This window comes from Polynucleobacter sp. Latsch14-2, from assembly GCF_018881925.1.
GTDB lineage: Bacteria > Pseudomonadota > Gammaproteobacteria > Burkholderiales > Burkholderiaceae > Polynucleobacter.
Genome location: NZ_JACVPL010000005.1, coordinates 31,903 through 49,739, shown reverse-complemented (window position 1 = coordinate 49,739; position 17,837 = coordinate 31,903). Strand labels below are relative to the sequence as shown.

The 17,837-nt window shown below is 44.2% G+C and carries 17 protein-coding genes; 9 read left to right on the top strand and 8 right to left on the bottom strand.

Features of this window, described 5'->3' with window-relative positions; translation table 11 throughout:
* Positions 1-142: 142 nt before the first annotated feature.
* Positions 143-736, bottom strand: a complete 594-nt coding sequence (locus ICN46_RS06055; RefSeq protein WP_216205973.1) for a nitroreductase family protein — start codon at positions 734-736, stop codon at positions 143-145.
* Entirely contained in the window at positions 726-1,193 is a 468-nt protein-coding gene (locus ICN46_RS06050) for a nuclear transport factor 2 family protein (RefSeq protein WP_216205968.1), read from the bottom strand. Before ICN46_RS06050 ends, ICN46_RS06055 begins: the two co-directional genes overlap by 11 nt.
* A 113-nt stretch (positions 1,194-1,306) precedes the next feature.
* Between ICN46_RS06050 and ICN46_RS06045 the strand changes: the two genes are divergently transcribed.
* On the top strand, positions 1,307-2,446 hold the full coding sequence (locus ICN46_RS06045; protein ID WP_161485573.1) for an HPP family protein: 1,140 nt from the start codon (positions 1,307-1,309) through the stop codon (positions 2,444-2,446).
* Positions 2,443-2,967, top strand: a complete 525-nt coding sequence (locus tag ICN46_RS06040) for an HPP family protein (RefSeq protein ID WP_071465697.1) — start codon at positions 2,443-2,445, stop codon at positions 2,965-2,967. The genes ICN46_RS06045 and ICN46_RS06040 overlap by 4 nt, the downstream gene beginning before the upstream one ends.
* Positions 2,968-2,973: 6 nt before the next feature.
* Here the strand turns inward: ICN46_RS06040 and ICN46_RS06035 are convergent, their stop codons facing one another.
* Genes ICN46_RS06035 through ICN46_RS06010 form a run of 6 tightly spaced genes read right to left on the bottom strand, consistent with a single transcriptional unit; the run spans position 2,974 to position 11,321 of the window.
* A complete protein-coding gene (locus tag ICN46_RS06035; RefSeq protein WP_011902845.1) occupies positions 2,974-3,483 on the bottom strand; it encodes an HPP family protein in 510 nt (169 codons plus the stop codon).
* Between the two features lie 3 nt (positions 3,484-3,486).
* Complete coding sequence (gene ybiB / locus ICN46_RS06030) at positions 3,487-4,395, bottom strand: DNA-binding protein YbiB (RefSeq protein ID WP_216205964.1); 909 nt, start codon at positions 4,393-4,395, stop codon at positions 3,487-3,489.
* Positions 4,396-4,402: 7 nt separating this feature from the next.
* Entirely contained in the window at positions 4,403-7,243 is a 2,841-nt protein-coding gene (locus ICN46_RS06025; protein WP_216205961.1) for a nitrate reductase, read from the bottom strand.
* A complete protein-coding gene (gene nirD, locus ICN46_RS06020; RefSeq protein WP_216205960.1) occupies positions 7,236-7,586 on the bottom strand; it encodes a nitrite reductase small subunit NirD in 351 nt (116 codons plus the stop codon). Before nirD ends, ICN46_RS06025 begins: the two co-directional genes overlap by 8 nt.
* On the bottom strand, positions 7,579-10,029 hold the full coding sequence (gene nirB / locus ICN46_RS06015) for a nitrite reductase large subunit NirB (protein ID WP_216205957.1): 2,451 nt from the start codon (positions 10,027-10,029) through the stop codon (positions 7,579-7,581). Before nirB ends, nirD begins: the two co-directional genes overlap by 8 nt.
* Positions 10,026-11,321 (bottom strand): CmpA/NrtA family ABC transporter substrate-binding protein, encoded by a 1,296-nt coding sequence (locus tag ICN46_RS06010; protein WP_216860306.1) that lies wholly within the window; start codon positions 11,319-11,321, stop codon positions 10,026-10,028. Before ICN46_RS06010 ends, nirB begins: the two co-directional genes overlap by 4 nt.
* Before the next feature lie 151 nt (positions 11,322-11,472).
* On the opposite strand from ICN46_RS06010, the gene cobA reads away from it, so the two are divergent.
* The 7 genes from cobA (at position 11,473) to ICN46_RS05975 (ending at position 17,833) form a co-directional block, all read left to right on the top strand.
* Positions 11,473-12,276 (top strand): uroporphyrinogen-III C-methyltransferase, encoded by an 804-nt coding sequence (gene cobA, locus ICN46_RS06005; protein WP_072582323.1) that lies wholly within the window; start codon positions 11,473-11,475, stop codon positions 12,274-12,276.
* 20 nt (positions 12,277-12,296) lie between these two features.
* Complete coding sequence (locus ICN46_RS06000) at positions 12,297-13,670, top strand: CmpA/NrtA family ABC transporter substrate-binding protein (RefSeq protein ID WP_215311195.1); 1,374 nt, start codon at positions 12,297-12,299, stop codon at positions 13,668-13,670.
* 15 nt (positions 13,671-13,685) lie between these two features.
* On the top strand, positions 13,686-14,546 hold the full coding sequence (gene ntrB / locus ICN46_RS05995) for a nitrate ABC transporter permease (protein ID WP_071465701.1): 861 nt from the start codon (positions 13,686-13,688) through the stop codon (positions 14,544-14,546).
* On the top strand, positions 14,536-15,399 hold the full coding sequence (locus ICN46_RS05990) for an ABC transporter ATP-binding protein (protein ID WP_216205954.1): 864 nt from the start codon (positions 14,536-14,538) through the stop codon (positions 15,397-15,399). The genes ntrB and ICN46_RS05990 overlap by 11 nt, the downstream gene beginning before the upstream one ends.
* A 30-nt stretch (positions 15,400-15,429) precedes the next feature.
* Positions 15,430-15,873: a cyanase gene (cynS, locus tag ICN46_RS05985; protein ID WP_011902835.1), complete on the top strand. Its 444-nt coding sequence runs from the start codon at positions 15,430-15,432 to the stop codon at positions 15,871-15,873.
* Positions 15,874-15,960: 87 nt separating this feature from the next.
* Positions 15,961-16,401, top strand: coding sequence for a PAS domain-containing protein (locus ICN46_RS05980; protein WP_011902834.1), 441 nt, complete (start codon positions 15,961-15,963; stop codon positions 16,399-16,401).
* Between the two features lie 391 nt (positions 16,402-16,792).
* Positions 16,793-17,833 (top strand): amino acid permease, encoded by a 1,041-nt coding sequence (locus ICN46_RS05975; RefSeq protein ID WP_255538767.1) that lies wholly within the window; start codon positions 16,793-16,795, stop codon positions 17,831-17,833.
* The last annotated feature ends 4 nt before the right edge of the window (positions 17,834-17,837 follow it).

Sequence of the window (17,837 nt, the reverse complement as noted above, 5' to 3'; positions counted from 1 at the left end):
TTGGTAATGTCGGTTGCTGGTCCAACATGAGCCAGTCAAAATAGGCTATTTTGTAGGTTCTGCATGTCGCAGAACGGCCAGTAGGTGCCAGTCAGCTAGGCCAATTTACTTCTTGGAAAGCAGAAATATCCAGTAGATCTAATTAGAAAACTGAACTATAAGAATTTGCATCAGGCCTTTGCTTATTGGGCTTATGAACCGAGATAGTGCCGATAGTGATGAAGCACAGAGGCTCCTCTTTATCCTTAAGTAAAAATAACTCCCTCATATTTTGGCTGTATAGAGCCTTACCGCTTGATAGTCCTGAGCCAAATCCTAAAGAATTAGCCATTAGTAAAATATTTTGAATTGCACATCCTGCGGAGATGAGTTTTTCTTGCTCGGGAATATTGTCAAGTTCATTGTGCAGCTTAGCGGTTGCCAATAAAAGCAGGGGGCCTCGAAAAGCTTTCTGCTTTGCTTCATCAATTTGAGTTGGCGTTGCGCTTGGGTCTCTTGCTATGAGTGCGTCTGCAAATAAGTCACCTAATAAATTACGACTTTCGGGGCTGACTTCATAAAAGTGCCAAGGCGTTACCTTTCCATGGTCGGGGGCGGCTCCAGCCGCATTCAAAATTTCTAATTTCTGAGATAGGTTGGGGCCTGGTGCAATCAGTCTTTTAGGAGAAACATGCTGACGACTATGGATCAGTGCATGAGCAAAGCCTCCGAGTGAATCTAAATTATCAGAAGCCAAAATCACTTAGTCCTGGGTGGTCATCCGGTCTTCTTCCTAGGGGCCAAAAAAACTTTCGATCAGATTCTTTGATGGGTAAATCATTAATGCTAGCGAAACGTCTCATCATGAAACCATTCTCATTGAACTCCCAATTCTCATTACCAAAGCTTCGCAACCAGTTACCAGAGTCATCATGACATTCGTAAGCAAAACGAACTGCAATGCGATTAGCTGTAAAAGCCCATAGTTCTTTAATTAAGCGGTAGTCAAGCTCCTTGGCCCATTTACGCTGGAGAAACTCTTTTACTTGCTCTCTGCCTTTTGGAAATTCCGCTCGGTTTCTCCAAATGGTATCTTCCGTATATACCAAGGAGACTTTCTCAGGATCGCGGGTATTCCAAGCATCTTCTGCCATTCGAATTTTTTGAATTGCTGTTTCTTTAGTAAAAGGGGGTAGGGGTAGTTTTTGTTCCATAGCACTTTGTGGTTAATGTTTCGGAATAATAAGAATAAACAGGGATTTGCATACAATAGCCCAACTAGTACCACTTTTGGTGCATTTAAAATAAGCCTTTATTGAGATCGCTTTTGAGACATTTTTTTAAAAAGTTAATTACCATTGTTCTTCCAGAAACTACCTCAGTTTCTTGGTTGGAGCGGTTTAGATCGGTTTTAGGAGTTGTGCTGGGCTTGCTCGCAATGATGGGACTTGGTTTATTGCTTGCAGGTTACGGAAACGCATCACCATGGGTTGTCGCCTCGATGGGTGCCAGTGCATTTTTATTATTTGTCTTACCCTCAAGTCCAATGGCGCAACCATGGGCAGTTATAGGGGGTAGTTGTGTTTCTGCTTTGGTAGGTGTTGCGTGTACGCAATTTGTCCATGAATTACCATTATTAATTCCCTTATCTGTTGGACTCGCAATCTTGGCAATGTTTGCCTTGCGTTGCTTACACGCACCTGCTGCAGCTTTAGCCCTTTTAATTCCTCTTGGTGGAATGACAGATTTTCATTTTGTGCTTTTTCCGGTTATGGGTAATGCTGTTTTATTGGTTTTATGTGCAGTCATTTATAACTCCTTAACTGGCAAGCCATATCCGCAACGCCCTAAGGCCGTCTTGGATTCATCTCCACTGCAGAAACGAAATCGTAAGATCGAGGATCAGGAAATTAACGCTGTCTTGGAGAGCTATAACCAAGTACTAGATATCAGTAAGGATGATTTAGCCAATTTGATTTCTCAAGTTGAACATGGGGCTTATCAAAAGAAGTTGCAAAGTATGCTATGTAAAAATATTATGACCACTGAAGTCTTATACGTTGGGATGGATTCACCTTTGGATCAAGCATGGAATTTACTGCGCAAGCGTCATGTTAAAGCTTTACCAGTCATAGATGGTGCAAAAAGGGTGCTTGGAATTATTACTCTAGAGGATTTTCTTAAAAGTGCAGCAGTGGATTTCCACCAAACTTTTGGACAGCGCATCAGGGGTTTTATGCGGACAGCTGTTCCCGGTTTGAATAGTTTGCCTAACGCTGTTGGGCAGGTGATGAGTAAGCCGGTAAGGGTAATTAGTGAAGATCGAAATATGCTTGACTTAGCTGAGATATTTTGTGGTGATGGTCATCACCATATCCCCGTAATTAATGATAATAGGCAGTTGGTAGGAATGATCACCCAATCTGACTTTGTAAAAGCTATTGACCAGTCTATTGATATTAGATGAAAAATATTTTCAATAAACTGATTAATTTCTTTAATGAAATTGCACCACCCCAGGGACAATATTCTTGGTTTGATAGACTCAGAGTATCCATTGGTGTGGGCCTAACCATCCTTGTGATAGCCTTCTTTAATCACCTATGGGGTGATATGACGCAAGATGAGAATATGGTGACGGCTGTATTTGGAGTCAGCGCTCTATGCATTTTCCTATTTCCCAATAGTAAATTCTTTTCGCCCTTAACTTTAATAGAGGCAAATCTATTGGCTTCCTGCGTAGCCTTCATTTGTGTTTATCTAATTTCATCGATTTCTGTGGGAATTCCAGTTGCCGTCATTGGTACGATAGTTGGAATGTATTTGCTTGGGTGCATGCATCCACCAGCGGTTTTCTTAAGTATTTTTATAGTAATGGCTGGAACTAATAGCTATGACTTTGCCTGGCATCCCGTTTTGGTGGACTCTCTTGTATTGGTCTTAGCAAGTTTTTTAAACAAAGCTTTAATAAAGCGTTCGTTGGGCTAAGCTTTGCTACCCCCAAACACTCCAATCCTTGGATTGCGGTGAGGGTTCATTCCACTTCACTGGGTAATGCAGGGCTTTACCGGGAGTGAGGCGACTCCAGATGGCTGCTACAACCGCAAGAATCGTCACGCTTACCAAAACAACTGCTGTAAGATGGCCAAAGCTAGCATGCGCCTGGATCATGATGAGTGGATTAGCACCAGCCGGCGGATGAACGGTTTGCGTAAGCAATAAGACTACCAAAGTAATTACCTCCGCAAGCAAGTAAACCCATAAAGCATCATCAAAGAGCTGGTAGCAGACAATACCAATGAGTGCGCTAATGAGGTGCCCGCCAAATAAAGCTCTTGGCTGTGCTGCAGGAGCACCAGTCAAGCCAAACAGAAATATTGTTGAACCGCCTAGCGAAGCAAGTAGTAATGGCGTTGTTGGTGGTTTAGTGGCAAGCAGGGCCAAGCCAAGCGCAACGATTGCTCCCAATGAAACCCATGCCAAACGTTTAACTGTTCTGAGCATCGCTTAGTGTAATCCAGCCATCGTAGATATTTGAATGGCTTGTCTGAGAATTGAGCTCGGACATTTGACTTGCCCAGATAGAATTTGCTCGGTAACGGATGCGGTTGAAATGGCATCAATGTCTAAAAACGGACTGAGATCTTCAAAGCGCTCTTCGGGGGTTGTAATTTCATTCGCATTTGCATGCAAAAAATGCATTTCAGGTAATCGTTGCAGGGAGGCAGTTGGTTCACCCTCGCTCCCTCTAATCAAAATTGCATTGGCTGAGCGAAGTTGAAAAAATTCTCGTAGTTTTTCTGGATATTCTGGATGGGTGTAGTTGGAAACTTGCCAAGGCTTCTGAAGGGTTGGGTTAATGAGTTTTGCCAGCACATGACTAGTATTCCGCAGACCTATTCGCTCCCTGATATCTAATAACTTTTGAAGCGCTGGGGAAATAACATTAAGAGAGCAAAAGATCGGTTGATTCAATGCCAGGAGTGCACTAAATTCATCTTTCGTTTTGAGAATTGGCCAGCCAAGGGACTTAAAGATTTCATGGCTCGTTATCCTGGTTTGATCTTTTTCGACCCCCTGAACAAGCACTGTAAAACCATAACTAACAAGCATGCCGGAAAGAAGTGGTGTGAGATTTGCTTGTTTTCTAGCCCCGTTATAGCTTGGTAAGACTATGGTTGGACGTGTGCCAAGATTTAGTAAATTTAGATGTGGTTGCAGAGCATCCATAAAGCCCATGAGCTCAGATACGGACTCACCCTTGATGCGCATAGCAATACAAAATGCACCGAGCTCAAGATCGCTGACATTGCCATCTAGAATTTGAGTGAATACTTCTTTAGCCTGATTGCGATCAAGATCGCCGGCACCTTTGCTGCCTCGGCCAATAACTTTTAAGAATGATGTGATGCTCATTGCAGGATTATGCCGCTACTTCCACTTTCTTGAGAAAGCTGACAATAATTTGCTTGACTTCGGGCTTGCAGGATCCACAATTAGTTCCACATTGCGTTTCTGATTGAAGTGAGCTCATAGCATCATCGGGGGAGGTTCCTGCAGGCATCTTGCTTAAGCATTGCTTCATTGTGTCTACAGATACATTAAAGCAATTACAAATGGCCTTACCTTTGAGTTTAATTTCTACAGGGGGTTTGCTGACAGGCATCAACAAAGACCGACCAAGCGCTTTTGCATCTAAACCGCTTTCTAGGTACTCTCTTAACCAGGCAGTACTTGCTAGGCTGCCAATAGGGCCGGTAAGCATGGCAGATAGAACCTTCTCTTGAGCGCGAACAAGTCGAACTACGCCCCTGCGCTTATCAATATAGCGCATTACAGGTTCTCCAGATGCTTCATCTAGCTTGAATTTCTGCATCACTTGCTTTAAAGCTTGCGCGGCAAGAGATTCTGATTCTTCTAGCGGGTCATCGTGGTGAGCGGCCTTGAATGAAACTCCAATGAGGCCACCATCCTGCTCTCTACCAAATAGAACACATTGGGCAGAATCGAAATGAGGCAGGATGCTGCGCAAACTGTTTTGAACAGAAAATACTTCTTCTTTAGGAAATAAGCCGAAAGCTACTAAATGCCAGGGAAGATTAGCGGGCAAAATCTTGACGGCTGAATGTTTCAGTTCGGGCTGACCGGATACGGGGTCGATCATGTTGCAAGTAAGGCCGTTGACTCCGCGGCCCGGTGTTTTACCAGCAGCGCCTGAAATAAATTCAGAACCCCAGTGCATGGCAATAAAGGCTTGGGAGGAGGCGATATCGTCTGAGACTTTGATTGGGAAGATCTCACTACCTCTGCGACTGGTGACATGAACTAAATCACCATTTTCTAAATTCATCCTGCCAGCATCTTTGGGTGACATCTCCACACAAGGCTCTGGTGCATGTCCATAAAGTGTTCCAATGGTTCCCGTTCTACTCATCCCATGCCATTGATCTCTGAGGCGCCCAGTATTTAAGGCAAATGGGTAGCGAGCATCTACAGATTCTGCGGTTGCTTTATAGGGTGCAGCAATAAAGTGCGCTTTTTTATCTTTGGTAGGAAAAACGCCATTTTCATAAAGACGTTTTTTGCCAAAGAAATCTCCTTTAGGCATAGGCCATTGCTGTGGTCCGCGTTCCTCAAGGATTTTGTAGCTTAAACCAGTAATATCGAGATCGCGACCGGCTGTACTCTCGCGATGCTCATTCCAAATATCCTCAGGTCCGGCGTAAGGAAATAGAGTGGATGTTCCTTCTTTTCTATTGCCTGGTAATAGCGCTTCAAGAGCTAATCCAATTTCAAGAGCGATCTGCCAATCATGTTTAGCAGACGCATAGGGATCAATTGCGGGATTTACTTTGGAAATTCTTCGCTCTGAATTAGTAACTGTTCCCACTTTTTCTGCCCAGGTAGTGGCGGGCAATAATACGTCTGCATATAAGGTAGTGGCCGTGTGCGTATAAGCTTCCTGCACCACAACAAATTCTGCCTTGCTTAATCCCTCGTGAACTGCATTGAGATCAGGCATTGATTGTGCAGGGTTTGTACAGACAATCCATATGGCTTTTAGTTTTTCAGTACGCAATGCCTCAAACATGGGAATGGCACTAAGACCTGGCTTTTCGGGAACTGAATCCACCCCCCACAGGTTTGCAACTTCTGCACGATGTTCTGGGTTAGCAAGATCACGGTGTGCGGATAGTAGATTGGCTAAACCTCCAACTTCCCGGCCACCCATGGCATTGGGTTGTCCAGTCAAAGAGAATGGACCAGCACCAGCTTTCCCTATTTGACCGGTGGCCAAGTGTAGATTTACTAAAGCAGCATTCTTGGCTGTACCTGATGCTGATTGATTTAATCCCTGGCAGTACATCGATAGAGTTGCGGGAGAAGTTGCAAACCATTGCGCTGCTTGGAACAAGTCTTTTTCGTTAATGCCACAGATCTGACTTACTGCCTTAGGCGTGAAATCTCTAACCAAATCACGCAGCGCATCAAAATCTGCCGTATATGAGTTGATATAAGACTCATTAATCCATTTCTCCCAGAGCATGATGTAAAGCATCCCGTGATAGAGGGCAACATCAGTACCAGGTTGTATCTGTAGGTAGAGATCAGCCTCTTTAGCGGTATCGGTTTTTCTGGGATCAACAACAATAACTTTGAGATCCGGATTATTTTTACGGGCATCCTCAAGACGTCTATATAAAATCGGATGAGCAAAAGCGGTATTTGATCCCGTAATAAAAATAGTGGATGCAGAATCAATATCTTCATAGCAACAGGGTGGGGCATCCATTCCCAAAGTTTGCTTGTAGCCAGCTACCGCACTAGACATACATAGGCGTGAGTTGGTATCAATATTGTTAGAGCCAATTAGGCCCTTCATTAACTTATTAAAGATGTAATAGTCTTCGGTCAGTAATTGACCAGACACATAAATGCCAACAGATTCTGAACCATGCTCTTGAATGATGTCGGCAAATTTTTGGGCAACAGTTTGAATTGCCTCGGGCCAAGAAATATCTACCGGATCTTCGCCTCTTGCCTTGCGGATTGCTGGTGAACCCAGCCGAGCCTGCATCTGAAGGCTTGGGTTTGCAGTGAGATGAAGGGTGGAGCCTTTACTGCAGAGTCTGCCAAAGTTTGCAGGATGATCGGGGTCGCCGCGAACCCCGGTTACCTCGATCTTTCCGTTACTTTCTGCGGTTTCAATAATGACGCCACAGCCAACACCGCAATAGCAACAGGTGCTCTTAACTTCAGCCATGAGTAGCTTGCAATTCCTCGCGGCTTAGCCAAACCACACCAGACTCTACTTTGACTGCAAAGGATTTAGCACAGCCTTCATCTGGGGCAACTGCACAGCCAGTGGAGAGATCTATATTCCAGGAATGCAGTGGACAGGTTACGGATTTTCCATGGACAATGCCCTGAGACAGGGGGCCACCTTTATGCGGGCACTTATCCAATACGGCAAATATTTCGTCTTCTGAATTTCTGAAAATTGCAATTTGACCGGCGGGGGCCTCAATAACTCGAGACCCCAACACAGGGATTTCTTCAACGGTTGTGATTTTTTGCCACTGATCAAGTTGGGCGGTATTAGACATTTCCAACCTCGACAATAGGAATGGTTTTAAATTGACGAACATCTACACCAGCACGTTCAAAGTCTTTCCAAGGATCTGGAGCATCTTTTAGATCAAACAGCAGTCTTTCGTAGAGAGCTTTACGACTTTCAGCATCGTCGACCACCTTCTGCTTAATGTATTCCATGCCAACTCTTGCCAAGTAATGGACAGTTCGATCCAGATACCAGGCTTCTTCGCGGTACAGTTGTAAGAAGGCCCCAGAGTATTCACGAACTTCCTCATCAGTTTTAACTTTACAGAGAAATTCCGCCACTTCTGTTTTAATGCCGCCGTTACCACCAATATAAAGTTCCCAACCAGATTCAACACCAATAATGCCAACATCTTTGATGCCAGCTTCTGCGCAGTTTCGTGGGCAGCCAGACACTGCAAGCTTCACTTTGTGAGGTGCGTACATACCGAAGAGCATTCTCTCTAGATCTACGCCCATTTTCATGGAGGACTGGGTGCCAAAACGACAGTGCTCATCACCAACACAAGTTTTCACTGTGCGAATTGATTTGCCATAGGCATGACCTGACGGCATATCCAACTCTTTCCAAACCGCTGGGAGATCATCCTTCTTGATGCCAAGTAAGTCAATTCGTTGGCCGCCAGTGACCTTCACTGTGGGCACTTGGTATTTCTCAGCAACGTCAGCAATTCTTCGTAGTTCAGAAGGAGTAGTTAGACCACCAAACATCCGCGGAATAACTGAGTAGGTGCCATCTTTCTGGATATTGGCATGAGCACGTTCATTAATGAAGCGGGATTGTGGATCATCTTTTGCTTCATGTGGCCATGTGGAGATCAAATAATAATTTAAGGCAGGGCGACAAGTCGCGCAACCGTTAGGTGTTCTCCAATTCAGCTCGGTGCGAACTTGCTCTTGAGAAATTAAGTGACCGGAGCGTATGGCTTGACGAATTTCATCATGAGAAAGATCGGAGCATCCGCAAATCGATTTCTTTCTGGGGGTTGCTGAATAATCTGTGCCAAGAACATTCATCAGCACTTGCTCAACTAGGCCTGTACATGAGCCACAGGAGCTGCTGGCTTTAGTGCATTTCTTCACTTCATCTAGTGTGAATAGACCCTGTTCCCGAATAGCCTTGACAATGGTGCCTTTGGTAACCCCATTGCATCCGCAGATTTCATCTGCATCAGTCATTCCGGCAGCTTTATTGTGGCCTTGATGGCCAACATCGCCAATATTGGATTCACCAAACATCAATGTGTCACGAATTTCTGCAATGCTTTGTTCGTCACGCATGAGCTTGAAATACCAAGTGCTATCTGCTGTATCGCCAAACATGCAGGCACCAATTAAACGATCATCTTTAAGAACTAATTTTTTATACACGCCACCAATAGGATCGGCTAGAGTAATTTCTTCAGTACCTTCGCCTCCCATAAAGTTTCCAGCGGAGAAGAGATCAACACCTGTTACTTTCAGTTTTGTTGATGTTACGGAGCCCTCATAGCGACCGATGCCGTGTTCGGCAAGGTGATTTGCACAAACCTTAGCCTGCTCAAATAAAGGCGCAACTAAACCATAGGCAGTTCCTCGATGGCTTGCGCACTCACCTACTGCATAGACTCTTGGATCAAACGTTTGTAGAGTGTCATTAACAACGATACCTCTTTGGCAATGTAAACCTGCAGATTCGGCTAACGCTGTATTGGGCTTAATACCTGCCGCCATAACAACTAAGTCAGCTGGTATTTCTAATCCACCTTTAAAGCGGATATGGCCGACACGATCGCCAGCAGTATTAGGGGTAATTGCCTCAGTAGAAGTTTTCAGTAAAAACTTAAGACCTTTTTCTTCCAAGGATTTTTGTAGTAAATCAGCCGCTGTTTTATCTAGCTGTCTTTCCATCAACCATTCGGCAAGATGGACCACGGTCACACTCATACCCCTGAGAGCTAGACCATTTGCAGCTTCTAGACCAAGCAGACCGCCGCCAATGACAACCGCATTTTTGTAACGCGTCGCCACATCAATCATCTCATTGGTATCTTTAATATCACGATACGCAATCACGCCAGGTAAATCATTTCCTGGAACGGGCAAGATGAATGGCAAAGAGCCGGTAGCCAGCAATAAGCGATCGTAGCTTTCAACAGTGCCATCATCAGCAATAACAGTGCGCTCTTTGCGATCAATCTTAGTTATGGTTTTTCCAAGATGAAGATGGATACCATTGCTCTTGTACCAATCAAGGTCATTTAGAACAATTTGCTCAAGAGTCTGTTCGCCTGCTAATACCGGGGACAGCAAAATACGGTTGTAGTTGGGATGGGGCTCAGCACCAAAGATGGTGATGTCATAAAGCTCTGGGTCGAGCTTTAATAGTTCCTCGATGGTCCGAACGCCGGCCATCCCATTGCCAATCATGACGAGTTTTTGTTTATTCATGCTTTGATCTTGAAGCTATCTGCATAAGCAGCAGGGTTGGAGCCATTCCACACAACACCATCAAATAATTTGCTGGAGCGCATATCACTTTTTGGTAATGGGGTTTTGGAGGCCGTAGCCGCATCTTTGTAGATAGCGATATTGTTAACCTTCTTCGCAACTGCCAAGTAATCTGGGTGTTCTTTGAGCAATCCCCAGCGCTTATGTTGGGTCATAAACCACATGCCATCAGACAGGTATGGGAAAGTCGCTAAACCGTCGTTATAAAACTTCATCGCATGCGGGTCATCCCATGTCTTGCCGATACCGTTGTTGTAGCGACCCATCATGCGGTCTTGAATCACGCTGACATCGGTATTGACAAACGAAGGTGCAGACACGACTTCTGCAGTTGCATGTTTGTTAGAGGTTGATGCATCAATATATTTTCCCGCCTCCAAGATTGCAGCTGTCACTGCGCGACAAGTATTGGGATACTTCTTTGCAAAGTCAGAAGTTGTACCCAGCGCCTTCTCTGGATGATCTTGCCAAATAGCTTGTGTAGTAATGGCTGTAAAGCCAATGCCGTCGATGATTGCACGGGCATTCCAGGGCTCACCTACACAATAGCCATCCATATTTCCGCTACGCATATTCGCCACCATTTGTGGGGGCGGAACAGTGATAATTTTCGCGTCTTTAAATGGATTAATGCCATAGTTCGCTAACCAGTAGTAGAGCCACATAGCGTGTGTACCAGTTGGGAAAGTTTGCGCAAAAGTGTAGTCACGCTTTTCTTTATCCATGACAGCTTTAAGGCTTGCCCCATCAGTAACGCCCTTTTGGTAAAGCGCTTTAGATAAAGTAATTGCTTGGCCGTTATTGTTTAAGGACATCAGGAGTGACATATCTTTTTGTTGTCCACCGATACCCATTTGCAGTCCGTACATCAAGCCATACAGAATGTGCGACATATCATTTTCACCATTCACTAGCTTGTCACGGATTGCAGCCCATGATGCTTCTTTGGTGGGGATGATCTTGACACCGTATTTCTTATCTAGACCAAGATGGTTGGCCATGACAACAGAAGAGCAGTCTGTAAGGGCAATGAAACTGACCTTTACATCCGTTTTCTCAGGGGCATCGGAGCCTGCTGCCCATGCACCCGCTTTAACCATTGGGTCTATTAAGGACAGAATGCTTGCAGAGCCAATACTTTGGATAAGTTTGCGACGCGTAGGATTCGCATCAGCAACAGTGGGGGTAGTAGCTTCTGGTAATAAACCGCTAATGCTTGTTTTCTCTTTCATGCTGAGCTCCTTTAGTCGATAACTAACGATAAAGAAGTAGTAAGTCCCGACATTAGAGTGGTGGCTCAGTATTGGTGCACCAAATCAAAGCATGAGCATTTTTGGTTCACGTAGAGAATTTAGGGCTATTGCCGACTGTTACAAATGATGCATGGAACAAATTGCACCAAGAACAGCCAAAGCACCCAAATTTAATGGGGCGTTGCCTGGCGTCTACCTCATTGGTGCTGGGCCTGGAGCCTCTGATCTCATAACTGTTCGGGGTTCAAGAATTTTGGCTCAGGCAGACATTGTTTTTTATGACGCACTCATTGATATTTCTATGTTGGAGTGGTGTCCTGGCACTAGGATGGTGCAGGTAGGGAAAAGATGCGGATCGCATTCAAGCTCTCAGCACTTCATTAACAAGCAATTGGTGGATGCTGCAGGCAAATACTCAGTAGTTGTGCGCCTAAAAGGCGGGGATCCGATGATCTTTGGTCGTGCGCAGGAAGAAATTGACGCTCTTGAGAAAGCAAACGTGCGCTATGAGATTGTTCCAGGCATCACTACTGCCTTAGCGGCCTCGGCAGAATTAAAGCAGCCTCCAACTACGAGAGAGTTAAGTAGAACCCTGACGCTGACTACTCTTCCTGGCCGTTGCGCACATGAAGATCATAAAACCGCTATTTACTATATGGCGCGTGATCAGCTATCTGAGGTTGCGACAACATTGATTGCTCAGGGCTACACCGTAGATACACCTGTTTGCTTGATGGAATCGGTCAGCCTGCCAACGCAACGCAGTTTCGCCTGCACATTAGATGAACTGCGCTTTGGTGATGTTCATCATCATTTTTTAGATAAGCAACCTGTTGTGGTGATGGTCGGAGAGGTTTATAGAAAAAAACTGCATACGCTTATCCCATTAATCGAGTCACAAAATCATTTCAACGTATTTCAAGCGGCATCTTAATTACTTACTAGGAGCTATAAATGAATTCATATCGTCCATTTGATCCAGATAGACCTCTGTTTAGCAACCGCTGTAGCTGTGGACAGCATGCATCTGAGTTAGATCATGCAAACTCGCTTTCAGCAATGATGCATGCCGAGCAGCAAAGCGCAGATTTTGTTGAGGCCAGCTTAGTTAAGGCTCTTTTTCCTCAAGAAGATCGTAGACGCGCGTTTTTAAAGGCTGTTGGAGTAGGCGGAGCAATGAGCGCTCTCTCAGGCTTCTTGCCAGTAGGGTCCTTGCAGGCAATGGCACAAGAAAAAGCGCCATTAGAAAAACCAGACCTAAAAATTGGCTTTATCGCAATTACTTGTGCGACTCCACTCATCATGGCTGACCCACTAGGTTTTTATAAAAAACAAGGCCTGAACGTTACGCTTAATAAGACCGCAGGTTGGGCTTTAATTCGTGACAAGATGCTCAATAAAGAGCATGATGCCTCACACTTTTTATCACCAATGCCGATCTCAATGTCAATGGGCTTGGGTTCTGATCCTTCTCAGATGCGTGTGGCCACAATTCAGAACGTGAATGGTCAGGCTATTACGTTAGCTAACAAGCATAAAGATAATCGTGATCCGAAAAACTGGAAAGGCATGAAGTTTGCTGTTCCATTTGAATACTCAATGCATAACTTCTTGCTGCGTTATTACGTAGCTCAAGCTGGCTTAGATCCAGATAAAGACATTCAGATTCGCGTTACACCTCCACCAGAGATGGTGGCTAACTTACGTGCTGGCAATATTGATGGTTTTTTAGGGCCTGATCCATTTAACCAGCGCGCAGTGTATGACGAGGTCGGATTTATACACATCCTGACTAAGCAGATTTGGGATGGTCACCCTTGCTGTGCTTTTGGAACCTCAGAAGAATTTATCCGTAAGAATCCAAACACCTTTGCAGCCCTCTATCGTGCAGTCTTAAATGCTTCTACGATGGCGCGTGATCCTGCGAATAGACCTTTAATTGCTAAAGTAATTTCTACGCCAAATTACCTTAACCAGCCCGAGACAGTTGTAATGCAGGTTCTCACTGGTAAGTTTGCAGATGGTCTAGGCAATGTGCAAAACGTACCAGATCGCATCGACTTCAACCCAATTCCTTGGTACTCCATGGCAACCTGGATGTTGACCCAAATGCAGCGCTGGGGCTATGTCAAAGGCGATGTGAATTACAAGGACATCTCTGAAAAAGTATTCTTGTTGACCGACGCTAAAAAGTATATGGGTGAGACTGGCATTGCAGTTCCACCATTAGCTAAAGTGGGATACAAAAAAGACAAGATTATGGGTAAAGAGTTTGACCCTAGTCAGCCAGCAGCCTATTTGAAATCTTTTCAAACTAATAAAGCATGAACGTAAGGTAAATGAATGAAAACAGTATCAATTAAGGTTAAAGGCGCAATTCTATCGGTTGTGATTTTACTCATGTGCTTATTTATCTGGCATATGGCTACAACACAAAAAGTTACACCGCCGCCTGGGGTATCAACTGGCTCTAGTGAGTACAACAGCCTCATGGGTCAGGGCGGTAGTGAGCCTGTTCAAAAAACTGGGTTTCCAACCTTAACGCAGATGGGGGAGACTATCTATAAGCAGTTGTCACACCCTTTTTATGACAATGGTCCGAACGATAAGGGAATTGGTATTCAACTGGCCTATTCTTTGGCGCGTGTTGCCTTAGGATTCTTGTTGGCGATGATAGTAGCTATTCCGTTTGGATTCTGGATCGGCATGTCACCATTGGCTTACGAGGCATTTAATCCATTCATTCAAATTCTGAAGCCGATTTCGCCATTGGCTTGGATGCCTATCGCGCTCTACACCATCAAAGACTCTGCTATTTCTGGAATCTTTGTGATCTTTATTTGTTCCGTATGGCCAATGCTCCTCAACACAGCATTTGGAGTTGCTAATGTACGTAAAGAATTATTAAACGTTGCCAAGACATTGGAAGTCTCTCCTTTACGTAAGGCATTCTTAGTCATTCTTCCTGCTGCTGCACCAACCATTTTGACTGGTATGCGCATATCCATGGGTATTGCCTGGTTAGTGATCGTTGCTGCTGAGATGCTTGTTGGTGGTACCGGAATTGGTTACTTCTTATGGAATGAGTGGAATAACCTATCGCTCTCCAGTGTTATTTTTGCAATTCTTTTAATTGGTATTGTTGGAATGTTGCTAGATACAGCATTTGGCAAGTTACAAAAGGCGGTTTCGTATGCAGATTGAAAATACATTCCTCAAAGTTTCAAACCTCAGCAAGTCGTATAAAGCTGACGCACCTCCAGTATTTGAAGGAATAGATTTTGAAATCGAAAAAGGAGAGTTTGTTTGTATCATCGGCCATTCCGGATGTGGCAAAACTACTATTTTGAATGTGCTTGCTGGTCTTGAAGAAGCAACTGGCGGCGATGCCATCATGCTTGGTAAGCGTATTCAGGGCCCTGGTTTAGAGCGTGGAGTTGTATTCCAAGGGCATGCATTAATGCCGTGGATGACAGTACTGCAGAATGTGGCTTTTGCAGTGAAGTCAAAGTATCCCGATTGGTCAAAAGAGCAGATTACTGAGCATTCCAAAAAGTATCTAGCAATGGTCGGCTTGGTAAATGCTGAAAATAAAAAACCATCTGAATTATCTGGCGGTATGAAGCAAAGGGTTGGTATTGCAAGAGCCTTTGCAATTGAGCCAAAAATGCTACTACTTGATGAACCATTCGGAGCCTTGGATGCTTTAACTCGTGGGGTTATTCAGGATGAGCTACTCAAAATTTGCAAAGAAACAAATCAAACTGTATTTATGATCACCCACGATGTTGATGAGGCAATCTTGCTTTCTGACAAAATTATGCTGATGAGCAACGGCCCTAATGCACGTATCGCTGAAATCGTTGTCAACACTTTGCCCAAAGGAAGAAAGCGGGCCAATTTACATCATGATGCTATGTATTACCCAATGCGAAACCATTTAGTAGATTTTCTGGTCAATCGATCAAAGGATCTACAGGTAAAAGGAGCTAAGGGTGAGTTGGATGGTTACAAGCCTGTAGTAGTGCTTCCAGGTGTTGATGCGGTTGTTGCTTAATAAACTAAAACTTAAAACTAGGAGAAAAAGATGGATCGTTCAGTAGTTACACAAAAAATTATCGAAGCCAAAGTTCGCAATGGCATGAAGTGGAGTGATATTGCAAAAGCAATAGGAGAATCAAAGGAGTGGGTTACTGCAGGCTGTTTAGGTCAAATGACCTTTACTAAGGTGCAGGCTGAAGCCGCTGGTAAGTTATTTGATTTGACTGATGAAGAGATGGCTTGGTTGCAAATTGTTCCTTATAAAGGATCTCTGCCAACCGCCGTTCCAACAGACCCATTGATCTATCGTTGGTATGAGATTGTGAGTGTTTATGGCACTACTATTAAAGAGTTAATCCATGAAGAGTTTGGCGATGGCATTATGAGTGCAATCGATTTCTCAATGGATATCCAGCGCGAGCCTGATCCAAAGGGCGATCGTGTTCAAGTAGTGCTGTCAGGTAAGTACCTTTCTTACAAGACTTACTAAAAATAGATGCGCCCCTGAGAACCACCTTCGGGTGGTTTTTTATTGGGGTATGCTTAGTCATAAATTACTTAAAAATAGAGTTTAAAAATGCCAAACGCTATAGATTTCGAAACACTTGTTAGCCAAATTGGCGAGGCTGTGATTATTTCCGATCGAGATGAGAATATCTTGTTTTGGAACGCATCCGCCGAGCGTATTTTTGGATATAGCTCAGACGAGGCCCTAGGAAAAACTCTCAGTATTATTACGCCCGAGCGTTTTAGAGAGCGCCATTCAAAAGGATATTTTCATACCATTCAGACTGGTGTGACAAAGTATGGAAATACCTTATTGAGAGTGCCTGCTGTCCATAAAGATGGTCGCTCTATTTCTATTGCTTTTTCAGTGAGTATGCTTTTTGATGATCAAAATCAACCTATTGCTATAGCTGCGGTTGTCCGGGATGAGACTGAGCGCTTCCAGGAGGAGCGTAATTTAAAGGCCAAGTTAGCTGCATATGAGAAGGCAAGTAACGCTCCAAACGGGTAATCTTGCTGCAAAAATAGCCTTTTCAAATAGCTGCTTTGGGTCGGATTCTGCCAGCGGTGCTTAAGTAGGGTCAAAGGCAGATCACCATCTCAAAGCAGTCATTCGCCTAAATTCCAAAAAATAAAATTTAGGTTCGCGGATTCATGGCGCTAAAAATACTAATCTACGCAGTAGCTTTTTTTGACGCATTGATAAAGCCTAAATCGTTTTAAAAAACATAGATAGAGATTCTGATAACTTGCCTCTAGTTGGAGCCTCTGGTTCATGGGGGTTGGGTACCTGAAAAGTCGGGATTGGTTTTAAAAGAACCCCCAGGGCGCTCTTGAGCTCCTAATTTACCCTCAATTTGTCTAAATACTAGATGTTAAATTGTTGTTAATAAATAAACTCAATGGGAATTTGGTTTCCTGAGACGCCCCAATGGATTTGGGCGCTCTCATCGATTGTGATGATGGGTCTCATTAATCTGATTGCTGTCAAAGTCTTTGGAGAATTTGAGTTTTGGTTTGCCTTGATCAAAGTAGTCGCAATTGTTGCCATGATTGCACTAGGTGGTTCAGTCATTCTCTTTGGATTTACGAATGATTGGCAGCCGATTGGTTTAAGTAACCTCTGGCAGCATGGTGGATTTTTCCCGAATGGGATTTCTGGAATGTTGCTGTCATTGCAGATGGTGCTGTTTGCCTATGTTGGTATTGAGATGATTGGTTTATCTGCTGGTGAGGCTGAAAATCCACGCAAAACCATACCAATGGCAATTGATTCATTGGCATGGCGAATCTTGATTTTTTACATGGGTGCGATCCTCGTTATTCTGGCAATCTTCCCTTGGAGTGAAATTGGCCAACAGGGTAGTCCATTTGTTGTGATGTTTGAGCGCATTGGTTTGCGTGAAGCAGCTGGCCTGATTAACTTTGTTGTCATCACGGCAGCACTGTCATCGTGTAATGCAGGTATCTTTAGTGGTGGACGATTGTTATATGCCTTATCTGCCAATGGTTATGCCCCATCGTCATTTGCCAAGCTATCGAAGTATGGTGTGCCACATCGTGCTGTGATAGCTACTGTTGCGGTCTGTATGACAGGCGTAGTTTTGAACTACTTTGTCCCTGATAAAGCCTTCCAATACATCATGGCTGCCGTGACTTTTGTTGGTTTGATGGTCTGGATTTCCATTCTGATCACGCAGATGAAATTCCGCAAATCCTTAACTGCGACTCAAGTTGCTGAACTTAGCTACAAAGCGCCTTGGGCTCCGTATTCCTCGTGGTTTGCATTGGCTTTTATTTGCCTAGTAGTGGTCTTGATGGGCTTTCATGAGGATGCACGGATTGCCTTGGTATTGGGGCCATGCTTATTAGCTGTGTATTACGTGATGTTTTATATCGCTGGACTGCACCGCAAAACAAAGTTGAGTCGTGAATTTAAATAAAGGA